The 18,708-nt window shown below is 47.8% G+C and carries 17 protein-coding genes; 7 read left to right on the forward strand and 10 right to left on the reverse strand.

The features are described from left to right. The first annotated feature begins 27 nt into the window (after nucleotides 1–27). From B2633_RS00855 to nrfD, 3 genes are read left to right on the forward strand one after another with little or no spacing between them, the layout of a single operon-like run. Nucleotides 28–588, forward strand: coding sequence for a Gx transporter family protein (locus B2633_RS00855; protein ID WP_483168644.1), 561 nt, complete (start codon nucleotides 28–30; stop codon nucleotides 586–588). Then, entirely contained in the window at nucleotides 567–1,217 is a 651-nt protein-coding gene (locus B2633_RS00860) for a 4Fe-4S dicluster domain-containing protein (protein ID WP_483168645.1), read from the forward strand. The genes B2633_RS00855 and B2633_RS00860 overlap by 22 nt, the downstream gene beginning before the upstream one ends. A gap of 24 nt (nucleotides 1,218–1,241) precedes the next feature. Beyond that, nucleotides 1,242–2,180, forward strand: coding sequence for an NrfD/PsrC family molybdoenzyme membrane anchor subunit (gene nrfD / locus B2633_RS00865; protein ID WP_483168646.1), 939 nt, complete (start codon nucleotides 1,242–1,244; stop codon nucleotides 2,178–2,180). Between the two features lie 141 nt (nucleotides 2,181–2,321). On the opposite strand, the gene B2633_RS00870 is transcribed toward nrfD, so the two are convergent. The 10 genes from B2633_RS00870 to B2633_RS00915 all read right to left on the reverse strand — a co-directional run bounded on the left by B2633_RS00870 (nucleotide 2,322) and on the right by B2633_RS00915 (nucleotide 12,099). Next, nucleotides 2,322–3,308, reverse strand: a complete 987-nt coding sequence (locus B2633_RS00870) for an MBL fold metallo-hydrolase (protein WP_483168647.1) — start codon at nucleotides 3,306–3,308, stop codon at nucleotides 2,322–2,324. Nucleotides 3,309–3,555: 247 nt separating this feature from the next. Further along, nucleotides 3,556–4,011, reverse strand: a complete 456-nt coding sequence (locus B2633_RS00875; RefSeq protein WP_483168648.1) for a PaaI family thioesterase — start codon at nucleotides 4,009–4,011, stop codon at nucleotides 3,556–3,558. A gap of 119 nt (nucleotides 4,012–4,130) precedes the next feature. Continuing rightward, on the reverse strand, nucleotides 4,131–4,853 hold the full coding sequence (locus B2633_RS00880; protein WP_483168649.1) for an AAA family ATPase: 723 nt from the start codon (nucleotides 4,851–4,853) through the stop codon (nucleotides 4,131–4,133). A 163-nt stretch (nucleotides 4,854–5,016) separates the two neighbouring features. Further along, complete coding sequence (locus tag B2633_RS00885; RefSeq protein WP_483168650.1) at nucleotides 5,017–6,345, reverse strand: ArsB/NhaD family transporter; 1,329 nt, start codon at nucleotides 6,343–6,345, stop codon at nucleotides 5,017–5,019. A 718-nt stretch (nucleotides 6,346–7,063) separates the two neighbouring features. Continuing rightward, on the reverse strand, nucleotides 7,064–7,375 hold the full coding sequence (locus tag B2633_RS00890; RefSeq protein ID WP_481038328.1) for a P-II family nitrogen regulator: 312 nt from the start codon (nucleotides 7,373–7,375) through the stop codon (nucleotides 7,064–7,066). Between the two features lie 88 nt (nucleotides 7,376–7,463). Continuing rightward, nucleotides 7,464–8,243: an HRDC domain-containing protein gene (locus tag B2633_RS00895; protein WP_483168652.1), complete on the reverse strand. Its 780-nt coding sequence runs from the start codon at nucleotides 8,241–8,243 to the stop codon at nucleotides 7,464–7,466. Further along, nucleotides 8,219–9,790: an RNA-directed DNA polymerase gene (locus B2633_RS00900; RefSeq protein WP_483168653.1), complete on the reverse strand. Its 1,572-nt coding sequence runs from the start codon at nucleotides 9,788–9,790 to the stop codon at nucleotides 8,219–8,221. Before B2633_RS00900 ends, B2633_RS00895 begins: the two co-directional genes overlap by 25 nt. A gap of 64 nt (nucleotides 9,791–9,854) precedes the next feature. Next, nucleotides 9,855–10,106, reverse strand: coding sequence for a hypothetical protein (locus B2633_RS00905; RefSeq protein ID WP_483168654.1), 252 nt, complete (start codon nucleotides 10,104–10,106; stop codon nucleotides 9,855–9,857). Nucleotides 10,107–10,611: 505 nt separating this feature from the next. Next, nucleotides 10,612–11,721, reverse strand: a complete 1,110-nt coding sequence (gene wecB / locus B2633_RS00910; RefSeq protein ID WP_483168705.1) for a non-hydrolyzing UDP-N-acetylglucosamine 2-epimerase — start codon at nucleotides 11,719–11,721, stop codon at nucleotides 10,612–10,614. Between the two features lie 75 nt (nucleotides 11,722–11,796). Further along, nucleotides 11,797–12,099, reverse strand: coding sequence for a polysaccharide biosynthesis C-terminal domain-containing protein (locus B2633_RS00915; protein ID WP_483168656.1), 303 nt, complete (start codon nucleotides 12,097–12,099; stop codon nucleotides 11,797–11,799). Between the two features lie 403 nt (nucleotides 12,100–12,502). Here B2633_RS00915 and B2633_RS00920 point away from each other — a divergent pair, with 403 nt between their 5' ends. From B2633_RS00920 to B2633_RS00935, 4 genes are all read left to right on the forward strand, one after another. After that, nucleotides 12,503–12,949 (forward strand): MarR family winged helix-turn-helix transcriptional regulator, encoded by a 447-nt coding sequence (locus B2633_RS00920; RefSeq protein ID WP_483168657.1) that lies wholly within the window; start codon nucleotides 12,503–12,505, stop codon nucleotides 12,947–12,949. A gap of 93 nt (nucleotides 12,950–13,042) precedes the next feature. Then, nucleotides 13,043–14,767, forward strand: coding sequence for an ABC transporter ATP-binding protein (locus tag B2633_RS00925; protein WP_483168659.1), 1,725 nt, complete (start codon nucleotides 13,043–13,045; stop codon nucleotides 14,765–14,767). A 69-nt stretch (nucleotides 14,768–14,836) separates the two neighbouring features. Next, entirely contained in the window at nucleotides 14,837–16,792 is a 1,956-nt protein-coding gene (locus B2633_RS00930; protein WP_483168660.1) for an ABC transporter ATP-binding protein, read from the forward strand. Nucleotides 16,793–16,884: 92 nt separating this feature from the next. Continuing rightward, nucleotides 16,885–18,246 (forward strand): MATE family efflux transporter, encoded by a 1,362-nt coding sequence (locus B2633_RS00935; protein WP_483168661.1) that lies wholly within the window; start codon nucleotides 16,885–16,887, stop codon nucleotides 18,244–18,246. Nucleotides 18,247–18,708 lie beyond the last annotated feature (462 nt).

The following is an 18,708-nucleotide window of genomic DNA, read 5'->3' on the forward strand; positions in this document are numbered from 1 at the left end:
TCTGTCACTTTTAGAAAGCGGGTCATGATGAGCAAAAATCGGAGATATGCAGTCATCATCATATTGGTTACCAATGCAATATTAGTATCCTTGCTGGAATCGATCATTCCAGTGCCAGTACCCGTTCCGGGAGTAAAACTCGGCTTGGCAAATATTATTACCTTAGTGGCTCTTGTCTTTCTGCCTTTGACAGATGTGCTATTGATAGTGATCATCCGCTGTTTTGTGGTGGCGTTATTGACCAGAGGCGTAATGATGCTGGCTTTTAGCCTAAGCGGGGGCATCCTGAGCGCCTTGATCATGCTGCTGATTTATAAAAGATTCTCGCAGTATTTCAGTATCAAAGGGATCAGTGTCCTGGGGGCATTCATTCATAATACCGCCCAGATCATCGTGGCCTCTTTGTTGCTGGGTCAGTTTATCGTATTTTATTATCTCCCCATCCTTCTCGTATCTGCTTTGATTACCGGTGCTATCACCGGAAGAATCGGAGAAATTGCCATAAGTGAATTAAGGAAGAAGGGGATTTTTACCACTGTGCCAACTCACGGGGGAAGGAGACTAAAATGGACAAATCAAATGAGTTAAAAATCAGCCGCCGCAGTGTCATAAAAATGGGAGCATTATTCGCCGGCACCCTGGCTGTCGGTGTTTTACCGGGACAGTTAGCACAAGCGGATCCAAATATACCCAAGTACCCTGATCAATTGGGGTTCATGCATGATCAGCAAAAATGTATCGGCTGCCGGAAATGTGCCACCGCCTGCAAGACTACTAACAAATGGGAAGACGGCGTAAAATGGCGTCGGGTTATCAGCAGCGGCAGACCGGAGGTTTATCTTTCTATCAGCTGTAATCATTGTGAAAAACCGGTATGTGTTTCGGTATGTCCGGTCAAGGCCTACAAAAAGCGGGATAAAGACGGGATCGTTGTGCATGACAAAGAAATCTGTGTAGGGTGTAAATACTGCCTGTATGCTTGCCCTTACCATGCTCCTCAATTGAGTGAAGAAACCGGCAGAATCACCAAATGCCATTTTTGCTATGAACGCCAGGCAAAAGGCCTAAAACCTGCCTGCGTGGAGGCTTGCCCTACCCAAGCCTTAACTTTCGGCAGACTGGTTGATTTACAAAAGACCGAGGGGGGCGTGGCGCAGATTCAATGGCTGCCTGCTCCTGAACTGACCAAACCCTCGCTGGTGGTCATTCCGAAGTAACAATAGCTAGGAGGTATCAAAATCATGGAAATGCACTGGAATTGGCTGGTGGTGACATACTTGTTTTTGGGCGGCCTGGGGGCGGGTGCTTATCTGACTTCATTTGCCGCCGAACTGGGCTGGCTGGGCAATAATTCCGGGCTTAAAAGAATGGGATATTACATTGCGGGACCGATAGTGGGCCTCGGCACATTATTGCTGGTGTTTGATTTGGGGCAGGGTTTTTATAAACCCTGGCTGCTGGTCAGGCTGGTTACTAATTTCAGTTCGGTCATGACCTGGGGCACCATCGTTCTGGCCGTCTTTATTTTAGTGGGCCTCTTGAAAGGGTATCTCACCTATAAAAATGAAGCGGTTCCCGGTGCGGTCACATGGGCTGGGGCCATACTGGCGGTGGCGACAGGGGGCTATACCGGATTTCTGATTTCCGTGATAGAGGCCATCCCCTTCTGGAGTTCAGGAATAATACCGGTCATCTTTTTTGTATCCGCCCTATCCACCGGGCTATCGATCACCGTGCTGCTGGCGCATATTTTTGAAAAAGAAGCGTCTGATAAAGGCCGGGAGGATCTGACCCATATCTTTCTCATCCTGGCAGAGTTAGGCGCTGTGGCCGTTTTTATGTGGGTGATGAATTCGGGCGGAAATGGATTGATCGCCAAGAAATCTGCTGCACTGGTCATCTCCGGTAAATATGCGCTCCAATTTTGGGGTATATTCATTGGGCTGGGGCTGTTGTTCCCCCTGGCAGTCTATACTGTTCAACATCTGGCTTCGAAAGCCGCCAAGCCAACGGTTAAAGATACTTCAGCGGCCGCTGAAATGACGGCAGGAGGGCAAAAACAACACCATTCCTACCTTACCATCATTGCCGATTCTTCAGTTCTTGTGGGGGGATTCGCACTGCGCGCATTGATTATTTTTGCGGCGTTGCCGATATGGGATGGAATAATGATTCCTTAAAGCAGGCACGGGGAAGGTTCTTTTTCCTGTTTTAAAAAAGAACCTTCCCCAAGCCTGCTGCTTTCCTTTTCGCTTTTTCCGAAAGTTTGTTGTTTAGTTTTTTTGAAACCATCACGGCAGCGATTTTGTTCTCCTTTTTTGTCACTTATGGTAGTGGATCACCCCATCACGCAGTTCCTTGTTTAAAATGTTTTTGCACACCAGGTGCGACAGGTGGGATAATGCCTCTCCAGTTGCGAACAGCTTCTGGGCCGTGGGGAACTCTTCCCAGTTCTTGATATTCAAATCCCATTCCATTTTACTGGCGACTTGCGCTGCTGTCATGGTATTTTCCCCTAACACATCCAGAGCGTTCTGCAGCCGTTTATCATGATGTGACCTGAGTTCCTTGATTCTATGATAACAATCCGCGATAATTTCCCTGTGTCCGGGCAAGGTCAGCTCAATATCCAATGCCTCAATCTTGGCCAGACTTTTCAGATATTCGTCCAGATAGTCCACCTTAATCTCCCAGGGTTCATCCCAAGTAGTGTTGTTAGGGGTGATCGTCCCCAATATATGATCGCCGCTGAACAGAATTTGATGGTTTTCATCATACAGACATATGTGGTCAGGGGCATGACCGTTTGTCAGAATGCAGTTTAGACTGTAGTCCCCTACGGTGATTACGGTACCATCTTGTACTATGCTGATGCTGTTTGCATCGATTTCATTGGTCCGGTACCTGTAACCGGGGTGTGCGGCCGGGTTCTGCGTCAATCCCATCTCCAACAGGCCGCCCTGTCGCACCAGATTATCGAAGTATACAAAAAAGTCATGATTGCGGCTGATGTCCTGTGCGGTATAGTCCCCGGTGAAAATACGGGTTTGCGGTTTGGCCAGATATCCGGCCAGTCCGGCATGATCGGAATGACAATGGGTTATGAAAATATCGGTATCCTCCATAGAAAATCCCATCTCCTGCATGGCCTGATCCATGACTTGACGGCATTCTTCCTGATTGAACCCGGTGTCGATCAACAGGTTCCTGTCTTGGCCCTTAATAAAATAAGCATTCAAAGCCCTAAGGGGATTCCGGGGCAAGGGAATTTCGATCCGAAATATGTTTTCTCTAACTTGCTCGTACATAAATACTCTCCTTATCAGATGGCGCCACAGGAGCAGAAAAATCTGCAAGACATTGCAATTAATGGCATAATTCTTGATGATACTCCGGCCCGGATAGCGTTTCTCTATTGGCAGACCACTTGAATACAAGCCAACAGCGGGACGACGTTCTTTTTGTTGGACTCAATCGCAGATACATTCCATATGCCTGGCAGCGGTTTCTAATATCCGGGGTGGCGAAGACCAGCAAAAGCGGAATAAAGCCGACTCAAATCCCTTTTTCGAACTCCTCCATAACGTCTTTTTGCACAGAGAATGTTCCCCTGCTCACGGCAGCAAGCTCCCCCTGGCCATTGAACAAAGCAGCTTCAGCAACTCCAGTCCTCCTCCCCAAATGTATGACTTTTGCTTCAGCAATCAACTCATTTTCCGCGAAACAGGTGGCAGTATAGTTCGTATACATATCTATAGTTATACAGGCACGCCCCAGGGTTATAAATGCCCAACCCATGGCCGTATCCGCTAAAGTCGCGATGATTCCGCCGTGCAGCCTGCCCCGGATGGTCGAAAATTCCAGTCCGGGGTTCATTTTCAGACCCGCCGCTCCCTGCCCCAAATAGGTCAGGCTAATGTCCAGGGTCCGGTGAACAGGAGCCGATTCGCACGCCTTACATAAGAAGTTGAAAAAATCATCATCGAGCCCTCTGTTTTCAATCTCTGCCATACTTATATGAAACCCCTCAAACCGATTAACTATCATTTGATTAATTATATCGAAATTCTACAGCTTTAAACCAATATACTCCATAAATAATTGCCTATATACCAACAGAAAGACATCAACTAATCATTGTTCAGGATATCCGCCAGGATCTTTTCTCTATGGTTCAAGAAATACTTGGTAATCTGATAATGATCGGTCATTTCATAATCAATCGGCTCTATTTTGCCATTATCAAAACTCAGAATAGAAGCATGCGGATAACCAAGCAGTATCGGGGAATGAGTAGCAATAACAAACTGCGCGTTTCCGCTGTTGGTCAGATGGTTTAATATCTTTAAGAATGCTAATTGTCTTGACGGAGACAGGGCCGCCTCGGGTTCGTCAAGGAGATAGACGGCTTTCCCTTTAAAACGATGTAAAAACAAAGCCAGAAAAGATTCCCCGTGTGATTGGTGGTGAAGAGAACGGCTACCGTAGGATCGAAAACCGGTATCATCCACCTCGTCGATGTGAGAGGCAAAATGATAGAATGACTCCGCCCGCAAGAAGAATCCATGGCTTACCTTGGGCAGCCAGGAGAGCCTGATATAATCACCCAGGGCGGCTTCAGACTTAGGCACCTCATAATAATTGTTCCGTCCTCCACCGGCGGTGTTGAAATTGCATTGGTAAGCAATTGCTTCTATTAAGGTGGATTTCCCAGAGCCATTTTCTCCAACGAAAAAGGTTGTACTGCGGCTAAGCTCAATTTCATTTAAGCTTTTTATGGCGGGGATGGAAAAAGGATAATCGCTAAAGGAGCTGATGTTTTCCCTCAAAAGTGAAATTCTTTTCAAAAACAAATTAATCACCTAACTTATTGAGCCACCAAGAAGAAGTTTTCTACAGGCAGCTTGCGAATCCCCTGTAGGCAAGACGTTCATCCGCCACCAAAGCGTGGCGGGTCAGGAAGCAACCCTTAAGAGTCATTCAATGCCATACCATGCAACTTGTCTTGATATCCCCTTATGCAAAACCCAGTTTGATGAAAACAAAGTATACATACCCGGTAGCCACCAATAGGGAGATCAAAGTCACCGGAATGCTCACTTTCAGGAAATCTACGAAAGAAATAGGAGCTCCTTCCCGAACTGCTATGGAGGCTACAATTAAGTTTGCTGAAGAAGCGATTAAAGTACCGTTGCCGCCCAGACAGGCTCCCAAAGCAAGGGACCACCAGAGGGTGGAGATTTCTACCGCCGGCAGCGCTAATTGTACGCCCATCTCCTGAACCATGGGAATCATGGTGGCCACCAGAGGAATATTGTCAACAAAAGCGGAGGCTATCCCGGCGCCCCATAGAATGATCAAAGAAGTAAGGGCTATGTTGCCGCTGGTAACTTCTATCATCCAGGATGCGGCTTGTTTGATAATACCCACATCGACCAGCCCTCCCACCAGTACAAACAAACCAACGAAGAAAAAAATGGTTACCCATTCTACTGAATGAAACACTTCTTCCAAATCGCTTTCTTTGGTTCCGATGAGCATTAGAATTGTGGCGCCGGACAACGCTACCACCGCCGGCTCAATATGCAGAAACTGGTGCAAGACAAAGCCTAAAAAGGTAAGGGCAAAGGCAAAAATGGATTTTTTCATCAATTCCGTATCCCGGATATACTCTTTGGGATCAACATCCATAAGTTTTTGTTGATATTTTTCATCTACATGAAGATGTTTTTTAAAATAATATTTTAAAAAAATCATAGTGATAAATACCAGAGTAATAATAATAGGGGTTATATGAACGAGGAAATCATTAAAGGAAACGCCTGCCGCAGCACCGATCATAATATTGGGCGGATCTCCCACCAGGGTAGCCGCTCCGCCAATATTACAGATTAGAATTTCCGTGATTAAGAAAGGAGCCGGATTCATATGCAGAACCCGGGCAATGACAATGGTGATGGAAGCAATCAATAAAACCATGGTCACATTATCGATCAAAGCCGCCCCCAGAGCCGTTAGCAAGGCAAGTCTGGTCAATATTTTTACAGGATCCCCATTGGCGCTTTGAGCTGCTTTTATGGCTATATAATGGAAAATGCCGCTTTTGTTAGCAATACCCACCAGAATCATCATGCCAAGGAGCAGAAAAATAGTCTCCCAATGAATATGCTCCGTATAGGCCACATGCAGATCCACAATGCCCAATATGACCATCAAAAGCGCGCCGCACATGGCAATAATGGATCGATTAATTTTTTCCGAAATGATAAAGGCATAACTGGTAATGAAAATGACTGCTGCTGCAATGACCTGCCAGCTGCCCAGGTTCTGTTCCACATTTAACACAATTGTGGCCCCCTCCATAGGTTATTTTACTGCTAGAACTGATAGTAAGATCCAAAAGGGGGGCAAAAGATCACAACAAATAATATCGACAATCGCTAAAAACCTGACTCTGTTTGGCCGCATATCTATATTGGCGCAATCAGCTAGTTAACCCCCAAATCAATTAAGCAATATTAGAAGAATCCGACATTTCTTTATTCCATTTGCCTATTTTTTAACTTTATAATTTCAATCCATTTTCTGTGGGTACTGAGGATTTATTGAAGGATGAATAAACTTCTGCCGGAATACCGTTTCTGGATAATTAGGGTTTTAAAAAGCCCTCCATCCATCTAACTATATAATAGTATCATAAAATGACCTGATAATTATCTGGCAATAGCAGCCTAATCCATCGGAATAACGGGAAAAATTCAGGCATAGATGGCTTTCCTAGGGCTTATGTTTTTTTACTCTATGTATGATTTACCATATCCCGCCGGTCTATGGCGGACCACTTGTTGGACTGACACTAATGTGTCGGTTATGATTATGGCTTTGACCCGGCAATGCCCAATGGGGTGTTAAAAAGCTAATAAGGAGATTTCCCAGCAAGATTGACAGCCCAACAAAGTCAGCCCAATCCCAATGCTATGGTTATCTCCTCAATAAGTCCCCACTACTGAATACCTATTTACTGCTGTTTGGCAGTAAATCAGCATAATCCCGCATCTCTCTATCAATAGTCTGTGTTGATGCCAACTACCTGATCAAGGGAAACAATAAAAGCAATTCCTTTATTGGGTTCGTGCAAATTCACTTCTTTCGCAATGACATCCAAGATCTTCTGGGCTTTATCTTTCGGAACCAAAGTTAATACAATTTCCTTTTCCGGTTCGATGCTAATACCTAATAGTAGTCGAACAGCTGTGCCACGTCCGTTAAAAATGGTTCCTCCCTCAGCTCCGGCTCGATGGGAAGCATCCACAACTTTTTCCGCTTTCCCTCTGTTCACGATGGTTACAATCAGTTTGTAATCTTCCAAACCCACTGAAACCTCCTTAATTTTATAAACAACTTAATGTAGTCCATTGTAATTACAATAAAAGCGATTGGCAAGAGGCAAAAAGAAAAAAGGATCATGACCAAGCAGGCACGGGGCCGATATTCTCAATTCTCATATTCCTCAACTCTAACTTAGCCAATAACAATAGTATAACCATGATTGGATAACTCTTCCACGCTATTAGCCAAATCCTCTTCAAAAGCAATAACCCATTAAGTAAACGGCGGCATAGGTTTCTATTAATGATTTCAATTATCGCTGTTCCGTACTTTTGGCATTTCACCTCGCCAAAACCGGATACTTTCTTAAGTTCAGCCAGAGATTTTGACATCATCGAGATCAGCTCCTCCAACTGGGCATTAGTGAAAATAAAACAGGCTTTTACCCCTTCCGCTTTACTGGTATTGTAGCGGTATTGCTTTAATTCTTTATGTAACGGGGTATCCTCCAGTGGCGCTTCAGGGGCGGCATGAGCTTCAGTAGCCGCACATACTTCCTTTTTTGCTTCTCCAAGCCGGTATTTCCGGGTATAATCCACCGTTTTTTCCGAGTGTAATTGCAGGAAGAAATCAGCCAATTCAAACATTTCCTTTTCTGAAGAAATCACCTTATCACTATACTTGACCGGATTACGGTATTGATCGAAGCTTTGTATGTTTCCCAGTAATCCCAGTAATTTCTGCCAAAGCTTCTGGGGGACAAACGATACACGGGCACGTTTCGATGCGACAATTCTAACCCCATTGGTGCTACCAGCTATGACACAGAATATGTAGTAAATATATGGATAATTAGAAGCTGGTAATTTATACAGGATATCTTGAACCGTTAAAAAGGGGTTACCTTTGCCCATTTCGTGATTGCTAACTCTAGTGGATCAAGACTGGTTTGTAACGATCTATACCAATGTTCCGCCTCATCGCCTGGCAAACAACTTGCTGCCGCAAGAAATGCTCTCTTTAACCATGGGGACATTTGATTTACAGTCCTTTTACGACTCTTAAACCAAGAATGTTGTTGAGCTCTACCTAAAGCTAATATTAATTTCCTTTGTGAAAATTCATCATGGTAACTATTATATATACTCACAAATTTCCCTTCATTATCCCATTCACGGTCTTTTGTAAATGTATCAAAAAGCCATAGACGATGGTATTCAAGATGCGAAACAATAGAATCATCAAGCAATTGAACGAGCTTGTTACCAATTTCATGCTTTTTATCTATACTTAGCACTTGGAGATTTGTGATATATGTAATCACATCTTTAAAAACAGGGTATAGTTGATTTATATTTTTTAATACAAAATCAACTGATTCCTCACTATCTATTTGCTTTAATCGTTTTAGCACAAAGCGAACTAACGGAATATCAATCGTCTCCTTTGAAAGCACTTGTTCCTCAAGAATACCTTTTAGATTTAAGCTATCTATTTGAGCCTTTACATCTGGCTCCAAGTCATCATAATCAATTTCTTCATATCTATTTTCCATCCCCAAATCTTCTAGAATTTGATAAAATTTTTCACTTAAACTATTTAACTCTTGGCTGTTCTCTCTTTGGAGATGGAAATTATTAAATTCACTTATGGATAGTATCCTTGTTTTATGTTGTTGTAAAGTAAGTCCATGATTTTCGAATAAAGTATTGGCTAATAAAGCTAATTTTTCATATGCCTCTCGTTCACTTTTACAAAAGATGCGATAATCATCAACGTAACGGCAATGTTTTACTCCTTCACTTAATAATCCTCTATCGACATCATCTATAACCAATTCAGCCAACAGCCTAGATGCAGCCGCTCCAACTGGTATTCCATAAGATACATTGAAATTCCAGTTCTTTATCATTGAAGTTATAGCCTTTACATGATTATTTTTTTGTGTACATTCACTCAACGCATTTTCTAACGGATGGAAATAGATTCGAGGGTAAAAATCCGCAATATCTGCTAAAACAACATAACTATATTCATTGCTTTTTACAAGCTCTCTACAATAATCCTGAAATGAATCCCATGAATATCCGAGATTGTACATTTTGCCATTAACGTTTGGGGCAAATCTGTGTGAAAATGCAATATTTTCTTCCTTTGGTATCCGGGCTGATTCAATATCTTTACCAATTTCTAAAACTAACGAGGTGAAAACAATTGATTCTAAAGGATCTAGTTGAGTAGATATTCGAAAGCCGTATCTATGTTTGGGAGTAAGGCATCTCCTATACGGCCTTGGAATCCATTTTAAGATGTCTTGACTTTTTAACCATGGACGAATATCTTGTTCCCATCTATTACGAATAGTCTGGAATTCAAACGGTATTGGAAAAATATCAGTATCCCCATAATTCTCAATATGTAATAATGCCCAATCTAAACTTCCTTCTGCTAACTTAAGCATCTTTACTCTCCTCTCTTGAAATAAGTTATAGCACCTGACTTCATCCGACAGGGGAGCAAGATCACTAAATATTGTCCTCTTTCTGCCATTCATCACTAATGCTTTTCCAATTAATATCTCTTTCTTCTTTTCTAGTCCAAACACCCCAGAACTCAGGGTCTTTTGATTTTGGACGATCCTTTTCCTCTAAAGTATTCATTTCTATGATTAATGGTATAGGGGCGGCCCATCCAAGCAAAATTGCCTTTTTCGTTGGAAGTATTGGGAGTTCATTTAAAATACTACCTAGATTATCAGGGACAACGGTATTTAACATTAAAGATGGATTTCCAAAATTCCTCAGAATTCTCCTTATTTAAAAGCATAGGCTTTTATCCAGTCTCCAAACAATAATAACTTGTCAACTTATTTCCTCTTAAATAGACAGGTTCTGACATGAATAAGACAAGCGCCTTAATAAAATTAAAGCCTCTATAATCGATATACCTGTTTCTTTTCTATTCTTGATTTATATAGCTGAAAGTTACCCGGCAAGTTTGTATGGTTCGGATATTGAATGGAGGATTAGAAGGCAATGAAGCAGTTTATAAACTTTGCAAACTTGAATCCTGTGGTTGCTTCGTTCGTTATTCTGCGAAGGGAATAAGAGGCCGGCAGACAAAGGACTCGTCTCAATCGGCCCTTTGCCTGCCGAAATATATGGCTGGGGTAGCCGCACCTGCAGATGCCGAACTGCTTCCATTATCAAGAACCCCAACTGAATCAGAAGGAGCAGGATCTGAGTTGACGATTGGTGCTGACAGTGGGGGGCGCTATACTATTCACGACTTCCCCCAAACCTTCCGATTAACCACTCCGGTATAACTCTGAATAATCTTAATAACCTTGGTGCTGACGTTTTCGTCCACGTAGTCGGGCACGTCGATCCCGAGGTCGCCATTCCAGCCCATAGAAACGGCCAGATCAACGGCCTGCAGGACTTCGCCAGCGCCCAGGCCGCCCAACACAAAATTCCCCTTATCGAGGGCTTCGGGGCGCTCGGTGCTGGTTCTGACGCACACCGCCGGGAATTTGAAATAGGAGGCTTCCTCCGGCAGGGTCCCGCTGTCAGAGACCACGCAGAAAGCGTTGAGCTGCAGATGGTTATAGTCCGAAAAACCGAAAGGCTTCAAATTTCTCACCAGGGGGTGGAACGTGAACCGGCGCTGCTCTATGAATTTGGCGCTGCGGGGATGGGTGCTGTATATCACCGGCAGGCCGTACTTCTCGGCCATGGCATTGACCGCATCCATCAGGGCGAAAAAATTCTTCTCCTGGTCGATATTCTCTTCGCGGTGAGCGGAGAGCAGAATATAGCGCCGGGGCTCGAGCTGCAATGACTCCAAAACCTTGCTGTTCCTGATTTTATCCAGATTGGCGGTCAACACTTCCGCCATGGGCGAGCCGGTCACGAAGGTGCGCTCCCTGGCTACCCCCTCGTAATTCAAATAGCGGCGGGCATGCTCACTGTAGCACAGGTTGACGTCAGCGATATGATCGACGATGCGGCGATTGGTCTCCTCGGGCAGATTCTCGTCGAAGCAGCGGTTGCCGGCCTCCATATGGAAAATCGGCACCTTGAGCCGCTTGGCGGCTATGGCCGACAAGGCCGAGTTGGTGTCGCCCAGGATCAGCAACGCATCCGGCTTGACCTCATTTAACACCTTATAGCTCTTGGCGATGATGTTGCCAATGGTCTCGCCCAGATCCGCACCGACCGAATCCAGAAAATAATCGGGCTCCCTTAAGCCTAAATCTTCGAAGAAGATCTGATTGAGGTTATAGTCCCAGTTCTGCCCGGTGTGCACCAGGATATGCCGGAAGTACCTGTCCGCTTTTTTTATCACCTCGGACAGACGGATGATTTCCGGCCTGGTTCCGATTATGGTCATCAGTTTAAGCTTGTCTGTTGCACTCACTCCTATACCTCCAAATAACAGGTGTCGGGCTTGACCGGATCGAAGCACTCATTGGCCCACATAATCGTCACCGGATCCGTATCGCCAGATTCTCAATATTATGGTATAGCCCGGGGGTATATCCACTACCTCTAATCTCTCCCCACTGACGTGATACTCGATGACCTCATTGCTCCCCTCCTGGCGAAAACGGATCACTCCGGTCCCGCTCACCACCAGGAATTTATCATTCTTGCTATGGTGCCAGCGGTTGCCCTTGGTAATCCCCGGCCTGGAGATATTGACCGACACCTGCCCCCGCTCCGGGGTGCGGATGAATTCAGTGAAGCTGCCCCTATTATCCACATTCATCTTGAGACGTAACTGAAGTTATCAAGAGGCAGACAGCTGAGATAGGGGCTGTATAATTTACGGGTAAATGCATCCGCCATATCGGGGATCTGCAAGTCCTCCGGGCTCTTTTTGAAATCCAACTGTTTCCTAATATTACCACATTATTTCAATTATAGGCTGGCGGGAATATGTTCCAATTGATCGATTTATTGAATTTAATAGGTTTTCACCGGGATTTTAGCGGCTTTTCATTTATTCGAAGCGGGGGGGGCAAAGATGTAAATACGGATGGGCAAGCCTGGTTTTGCCCGTATCGGGGCGGAGTTGTCCGTGGGGTCTGACGGCGTTTTAGTAAATATCCATTTACTTTATTAATAGGAGAGAATTATACTGATACAGACGGTATGGGAGGGCTTAATCCATGGAGCAATGGGAAGATTTGGTCAAAGATTTTTTTCAAATGCTGGTTTACATGCGCGATAATTATGTTCGCCCCGCGGATCATATCGCCAGGGTGAGCCTCAGCCCGGTGCAATTCCATATTGTCACGGCCTTGCAGCACCAACAGGGGCCTTTGTCAATGACCGAATTGGCTGCTTGCCTGCAGATTTCCAAGCAACAGCTCACCCCCTCGATCGGCAAACTGGTCGAGGCCGGCCTGGTGAACCGCTACCGCGACCAGCAGGATCGGCGTGTGCAGCGGGTGGAGCTCACTGAAATGGGCAGGCAGACCCTGGATGAAGTCAGTGATAAGATCAAGCAAGCCTTCTGCCAGCGTTTGAAGCTTCTGCCCCCCGATGACCTGGCTGAACTCTCTGTGATAATAAAAAGGGCTCAGGAGATTTTACAGGGAAACGGCGGGAGCTGACGGTGATAATTGGGAGACAAATGGGGGCTGACAAAAAGCACCTTCCTCATTTGTCACCCTCTATTTGTTTATTTGTCGCAAAGGAAAAACTTTATGCTAAGATTGATTCCTTATTTAAAACCCTATACCTTAAGCCTGGTGGTGGTGACCATCATACTCTTCGCCCAGACCCTGGCCGAGCTGTATCTGCCCACCTTGATGGCCGATGTGGTCAACAACGGCATGATGAAGGGCGACACCGCCTATATCTGGCGCTACGGCAGCTATATGCTGGTGGTGGCCATGCTGAGCAGCATCTGGGCCATCGTGGCCAGCTACTTCGCGGCGGTGACCGGCATGGGTTTCGGGCGCGACCTGCGCAAGCTTGTTTTCTCGCGGGTGGAGAGCTATTCCCTGCATGAATTTGACAAAATCGGTGCCGCCTCACTGATCACCCGCACCACCAACGATATCACCCAGATGCAGATGGTGGTAGTCATGGGGTTGCGCTTTATGGTCACTGCCCCCATAATGTGCATCGGCGGCATTTTCATGGCCTATTCCAAGGATCCCCGGCTGACTCTGATCCTGGCGGTGGTCTTGCCGCTGATGATGCTGGGCATCGGACTGGTGGCCAAATCGGTGGTGCCTTTATTTAAAGCTATGCAGGCCAAACTGGACAGGGTTAACCTGGTGTTGCGGGAGAATCTGACCGGAATCCGGGTTATCCGGGCATTTGACCGCCTGGATAGCGAGACCCGGCGCTTTAAGGCGGCCAACCGGGATTTGACCAACATTGCTATAAAGGTGAATAAAATCATGGCAGCCATGAATCCGGTGATGATGATTTTCATGAATTTGACCTCTGTGGCCATTATCTGGTTCGGAGGGCTGCGCATCGCAGGGAACAATCTGCAGATCGGGGATATGATGGCATTTATCCAATATGCCATGCAGATTATGTTTTCTATTATTATGGTTACTATGATGTTTGTCATGCTGCCGCGGGCCGAGGCCTCTGCCACGCGCATCAATGAGGTTCTGGATATGGCCCCTGACATCATCGACCCGCCTCAGGCCAAAACCGCACCTGCTGCCGGACTGGTGGAATTCCGTGATGTGGCCTTTTCCTATCCGGGCGCGGAACAAGCGGCTATCAGCGCTATCAGTTTTACGGCCCGCCCCGGTAAGGTTACCGCTATTATCGGCGGCACCGGTTCAGGGAAGTCAACCTTGATAAATCTGATTCCGCGCTTCTACGATGTGGACCGGGGGCAGGTTCTGGTGGACGGGCTGGATGTGCGCGATATGAGCCAGGATGATCTGCGGATGAGGATTGGTTTTGTGCCCCAGACCCCGATTCTTTTCAGCGGCACTGTGGCTGAGAATATTCGCTATGGCAAGAATGATGCCAGCGATGAAGAGGTCAGGCATGCGGCTGCGGTGGCCCAGGTCGATGGATTTGTCGCCGAGCTGCCGGAAGGATACGATGCGGTGATCGCCCAGGGAGGAACCAATCTCTCCGGCGGCCAGAAGCAGCGGCTTTCCATCGCCAGGGCCTTGGTTCGTAAAGCGGCCATTTATATTTTTGATGACAGTTTTTCGGCACTTGATTTCGGAACCGATGCCCGGCTGAGGGCGGCTCTTAAAAAAGAAACCGCCCAATCCACGGTTATTATCGTCGCGCAGCGGGTCAGCACGGTTATGGATGCCGACCAGATCCTGGTTCTGGATCAAGGCCGGATGGTGGGGATGGGTACCCATACGGAACTGCTGGCGGAAAACGAGGTTTACCGGGAAATCGTTTTCTCGCAGTTGTCGGAAGAGGAGATTGCGTGATAATGGTGACGATGACAGTGACAACTGGGGGCGGTCCCCCATTACCGCCATCCGAGGGAGAGCAAATTGATGAAGCAGTCTGAACCGGATAAACAAGCTGGTAAACCGGAGGTTCCCCCCAGGCCGAAGTCCAGGCACGCCCACGGCCGGGGCTGGCGCGGCGGCCTGGGGATGCCCGGCGAAAAGGCCCGCGATGTCAGGGGTACCCTGAAACGGCTGGCGGATTATCTGCGCCCCCAGCGCTACCGCATGCTGGTAGTGTTTATGCTGGCGGTGGCCAGCACCCTGTTTGCCATAGTCGGCCCCAAGGTGATGGGTATGGCCGTCACCAAGCTTGGAGAAGGGGTGATGCTTCGCTACAACCACTATGTGCAGCTGCAGCAGGCCGTTGAGCAAAATCTGCCCGCCTGGTACGTTGAGCAGCTGCGAGGGCAGCCCCTGCCCGGATTCGACTTCGATTATATTGCCAGGATCCTGCTCATGCTGGTGGGTCTGTATCTGTTGAGTTCACTATTTGCATTTCTGATGGCCTATATTATGTCCAGCGTTGCGCAGGAAACCGTGTTTGTCATGCGCAATGACGTAAAAGATAAGCTTGACCGCCTGCCCCTAGGCTATTTCGACCGGCAGACCCATGGCGAGATACTGAGCCGGGTGACCAATGATATGGACAATATCGCCAATACGCTGCAGCAGAGCCTGACACAGCTGATTACCTCGGTGGTGACGCTGGCGGGTATTTTGGTGATGATGCTTTCCATCAGCCCCCTGATGACACTGATCGCTATAGTGACCCTGCCTTTGAGCGCAGTGGTAACCGCCATAGTGGCACGCTATTCGCAGCGTTTTTTTGCAGAGCAGCAGAAGGTCTTGGGCGAGCTGAACGGCCATGTGGAGGAAATGTACGGCGGGCACAAAGTCGTCAAGGTGTTTGGGCATGAACGGGATTCGGTGGAGAAGTTTAGGCAGATCAACCAGGGGCTCTACGAGGTGGGCTGGAAGGCCCAGTTCATGTCGGGGATTATTTTTCCGGCCATAAATTTCGTCAATAACATCGGCTACGTTCTGGTGGTTCTGGTGGGGGGCCTCCTGGTGGCGCAGCGGGCTATCTTCATCGGGGATGTGCAGGCCTTTATCCAATATATGCGTCAGTTCACCCATCCCATCATTCAGGTGGCCAATATCGCCAATATCCTGCAGTCCACTATCGCTTCGGCGGAGCGGGTTTTCGAGGTCTTGGATGAAGAGGAGCAAAGGCCCGACCGCGAGGATGCGGCGGTCATTCCCTTTCCCCGGGGTGAGGTGTGTTTCGAGCATGTCAAATTCGGTTATGCTGAAAATACCCTGTTGATGGAGGATTTGAGCATCCAGGTCAAGGCCGGGCAGACCGTGGCTATAGTGGGCCCGACCGGGGCCGGCAAGACCACATTGGTTAACCTGATCATGCGCTTTTACGAGGTGCAGGGAGGGGTCATCACTGTAGACGGGGTGGATATCCGGGATATGCGGCGCGGGGGTTTGCGCACCATGTTCGGCATGGTCTTGCAGGATACCTGGCTGTTCAACGGCACTATTCGCGATAATATCGGCTACGGCCGGGAAGGGGCCGGTTTTGAAGAGATTGTGGCTGCGGCCAGAGCGGCTCATGCCCATCATTTTATAATGACTTTGCCGGATGGCTATGATACGGTTTTGAATGAAGAAGCTTCCAATATTTCGCAGGGGCAAAAGCAGCTGTTGACCATCGCCAGAGCGGTTTTGGCAGATCCGGCCATACTTATTCTGGACGAGGCCACCAGCAATGTGGACACCCGCACCGAGGTATTGATTCAAAAGGCCATGGGTTCTTTAATGAAGGGGCGCACCAGTTTTGTCATCGCCCATCGCTTATCGACCATACGCGATGCCGACCTGATCCTGGTGATGAACCAGGGCGCCATCATCGAGCAGGGGACGCACCAGAGCCTGCTGGCCCGGGGCGGCTTCTACGCCGGCCTCTACAACAGCCAGTTCGCCGCCGGGTGACAAGTAGAGACGAAGCACCTTCCCCACCAGTTGTCGCCTCCAGTTGAGTGACAGAAAAGAACCGTCTCCAATTGTTCAATATGGAGAATGCTATGCTGATATGGAGAGATAAAAACCTGCGGGTTACCATTTGGAAAATCGCCTGGCCGGCCATGGGGGAAATGATTCTCTACATGCTGGTAGGGGTCGTTGATGTGGCTGTAGTAGGGCGGCTGGGCGCAGTCCCGCTGGCAGCTGCCAGCCTGGGCGCTGAGATATTCTTTTCGCTGGTTCTATTCTTGAATGCCCTGGGCATCGGCACATCAATACTGGTGGCCCAGGCCAAAGGCGCCAACCGGCTTGATGAAGCCGCACTGGTGGCCGGGCAGAGCCTCTTAATGGCCTTGTTCATAGGTTTGACGGCCGCAGTTTTAACCCAGGTCTACCTGTTGCAGATTCTGGCCCTCTTCAGAGTAGAGGCCGCAGTCAGCCAGCAAGCCCTCGCCTATCTGCGCATCACCCTGGCCCTGGTCCCGCCGGCCTTGATTTACTACATAATCAGCTCGATCTTTCGGGGGCTGGGGCGCACCGACATTCCCATGAAAATAGGCATCATCACCAATTCGTTCAATGTGGTGGGAGACCTGGTCCTGGTTTTCGGCTGGTTCGGCTTCCCGGCTATGGGGGTGGCCGGGGCGGCGGTGGCCACCAGTATAGCCCACTTCCTGGGATTTATCCTCTCCCTGTGGGCTTTGATGAGCAACTGCACCGAATTGACAGTGCCGTGGCGAAGCATTTTCGCCCTGAGATTAAATATCATCCGCAGGGTTCTCAGCCTGGGCATCCCCGGTCTGGTGGAGCAGCTTTTCACGACTGCAGCCCAACTGACCTCTACCTACTTGCTGGTCTTCCTGGGTACGGTGGCTTACGCCTCGCATCAGGTGGCCATCGTGGTGGAGTCGATTTCATTTATGCCCGGTTTTGGGCTGGCCATTGCCGCTACGACCCTGGTAGGACAGGCGGTTGGGGCTTCTGATCGTAATAAAATATCACAGAACAGCCGGGGCTGCCTGGAGATGGCAGGGATTTTAATGGGTTTCATCGGGGTGCTCTTCGCCCTGTTTCCCTATTTCATCGCTTCCCTGTTCACCGATGAGCCGGATATCATCAGAACCGCCGGACTCCTGGTACGCATCGCTTCACTGGAGCAGCTGACCATTGCCGCCACCATGGTCTTGAGCGGCATCCTCAAAGGCTCGGGAGACACCCGCACCCCCATGTATATTTCCACAGTATTCACCTGGCTGGTGCGCATACCCCTGATGTATCTTTTCATTATGGTCTTGCACTGGCCGGTTGCGTCGATATGGGTGTTGTTCGTTATCGATTGGGGCCTGCGCGGCGTAGTCTACGCCATCATTTACCGCCGCAAAAAGTGGCTGGAAAAGGCCATCCTCGCCCAATCCGCAAAATGACACACGGAAAACCTCCCCCAGTGTCACGCCGCCACGAATTTGCCCTTTGATGACAAAAGGAACGACGTTCCCCTTCGTGCACCTTTTATAATGATGTAGCTCATTAAACTGCCTCGCTTTATATTCAGCATGCCGTCCAGTGTTTCATCTGCTCATAACCTGCCGGGGCTCACCTACAAAAATATTCTTCGGGTCCGCGTCTACTCTGATACTTGCCGGGGTCTGTAAAGATACGTGCCGGAACTGTACAAATTAAATACTTTTCGGAACCGCTTCTACCCGAATACTGGTTGATGGTCTTAATTATTAACTTTTCGGGTATGCGTCTACTTATATAATATAAAGAACTTTGTGGAACATAAACTTCGGAATTGCATTATTATGGGTTAGCGTTACATTGTTGGTTAGCGCTGCCTGCCGCTTACTATCCGGGGGCGCCTCTAAATAAAAATAGTTTTAATC

It is taken from the genome of Syntrophomonas sp. UBA1041 (genome assembly GCF_002316705.1).
GTDB lineage: Bacteria > Bacillota > Syntrophomonadia > Syntrophomonadales > Syntrophomonadaceae > DTU019.

What these genes read in the sequence shown, in the direction of transcription:
- B2633_RS00855 (WP_483168644.1), top strand. Translation starts at nt 28, where the DNA reads ATGAGCAAAAATCGGAGATATGCAGTCATCATCATATTGGTTACCAAT.
- B2633_RS00860 (WP_483168645.1), top strand. Translation starts at nt 567, where the DNA reads ATGGACAAATCAAATGAGTTAAAAATCAGCCGCCGCAGTGTCATAAAA.
- nrfD (WP_483168646.1), top strand. Translation starts at nt 1,242, where the DNA reads ATGGAAATGCACTGGAATTGGCTGGTGGTGACATACTTGTTTTTGGGC.
- B2633_RS00870 (WP_483168647.1), bottom strand. Translation starts at nt 3,308, where the DNA reads ATGTACGAGCAAGTTAGAGAAAACATATTTCGGATCGAAATTCCCTTG.
- B2633_RS00875 (WP_483168648.1), bottom strand. Translation starts at nt 4,011, where the DNA reads ATGGCAGAGATTGAAAACAGAGGGCTCGATGATGATTTTTTCAACTTC.
- B2633_RS00895 (WP_483168652.1), bottom strand. Translation starts at nt 8,243, where the DNA reads ATGGGCAAAGGTAACCCCTTTTTAACGGTTCAAGATATCCTGTATAAA.
- B2633_RS00900 (WP_483168653.1), bottom strand. Translation starts at nt 9,790, where the DNA reads ATGCTTAAGTTAGCAGAAGGAAGTTTAGATTGGGCATTATTACATATT.
- B2633_RS00905 (WP_483168654.1), bottom strand. Translation starts at nt 10,106, where the DNA reads ATGTTAAATACCGTTGTCCCTGATAATCTAGGTAGTATTTTAAATGAA.
- wecB (WP_483168705.1), bottom strand. Translation starts at nt 11,721, where the DNA reads ATGACCATAATCGGAACCAGGCCGGAAATCATCCGTCTGTCCGAGGTG.
- B2633_RS00915 (WP_483168656.1), bottom strand. Translation starts at nt 12,099, where the DNA reads ATGAATGTGGATAATAGGGGCAGCTTCACTGAATTCATCCGCACCCCG.
- B2633_RS00920 (WP_483168657.1), top strand. Translation starts at nt 12,503, where the DNA reads ATGGAGCAATGGGAAGATTTGGTCAAAGATTTTTTTCAAATGCTGGTT.
- B2633_RS00925 (WP_483168659.1), top strand. Translation starts at nt 13,043, where the DNA reads ATGCTAAGATTGATTCCTTATTTAAAACCCTATACCTTAAGCCTGGTG.
- B2633_RS00930 (WP_483168660.1), top strand. Translation starts at nt 14,837, where the DNA reads ATGAAGCAGTCTGAACCGGATAAACAAGCTGGTAAACCGGAGGTTCCC.
- B2633_RS00935 (WP_483168661.1), top strand. Translation starts at nt 16,885, where the DNA reads ATGCTGATATGGAGAGATAAAAACCTGCGGGTTACCATTTGGAAAATC.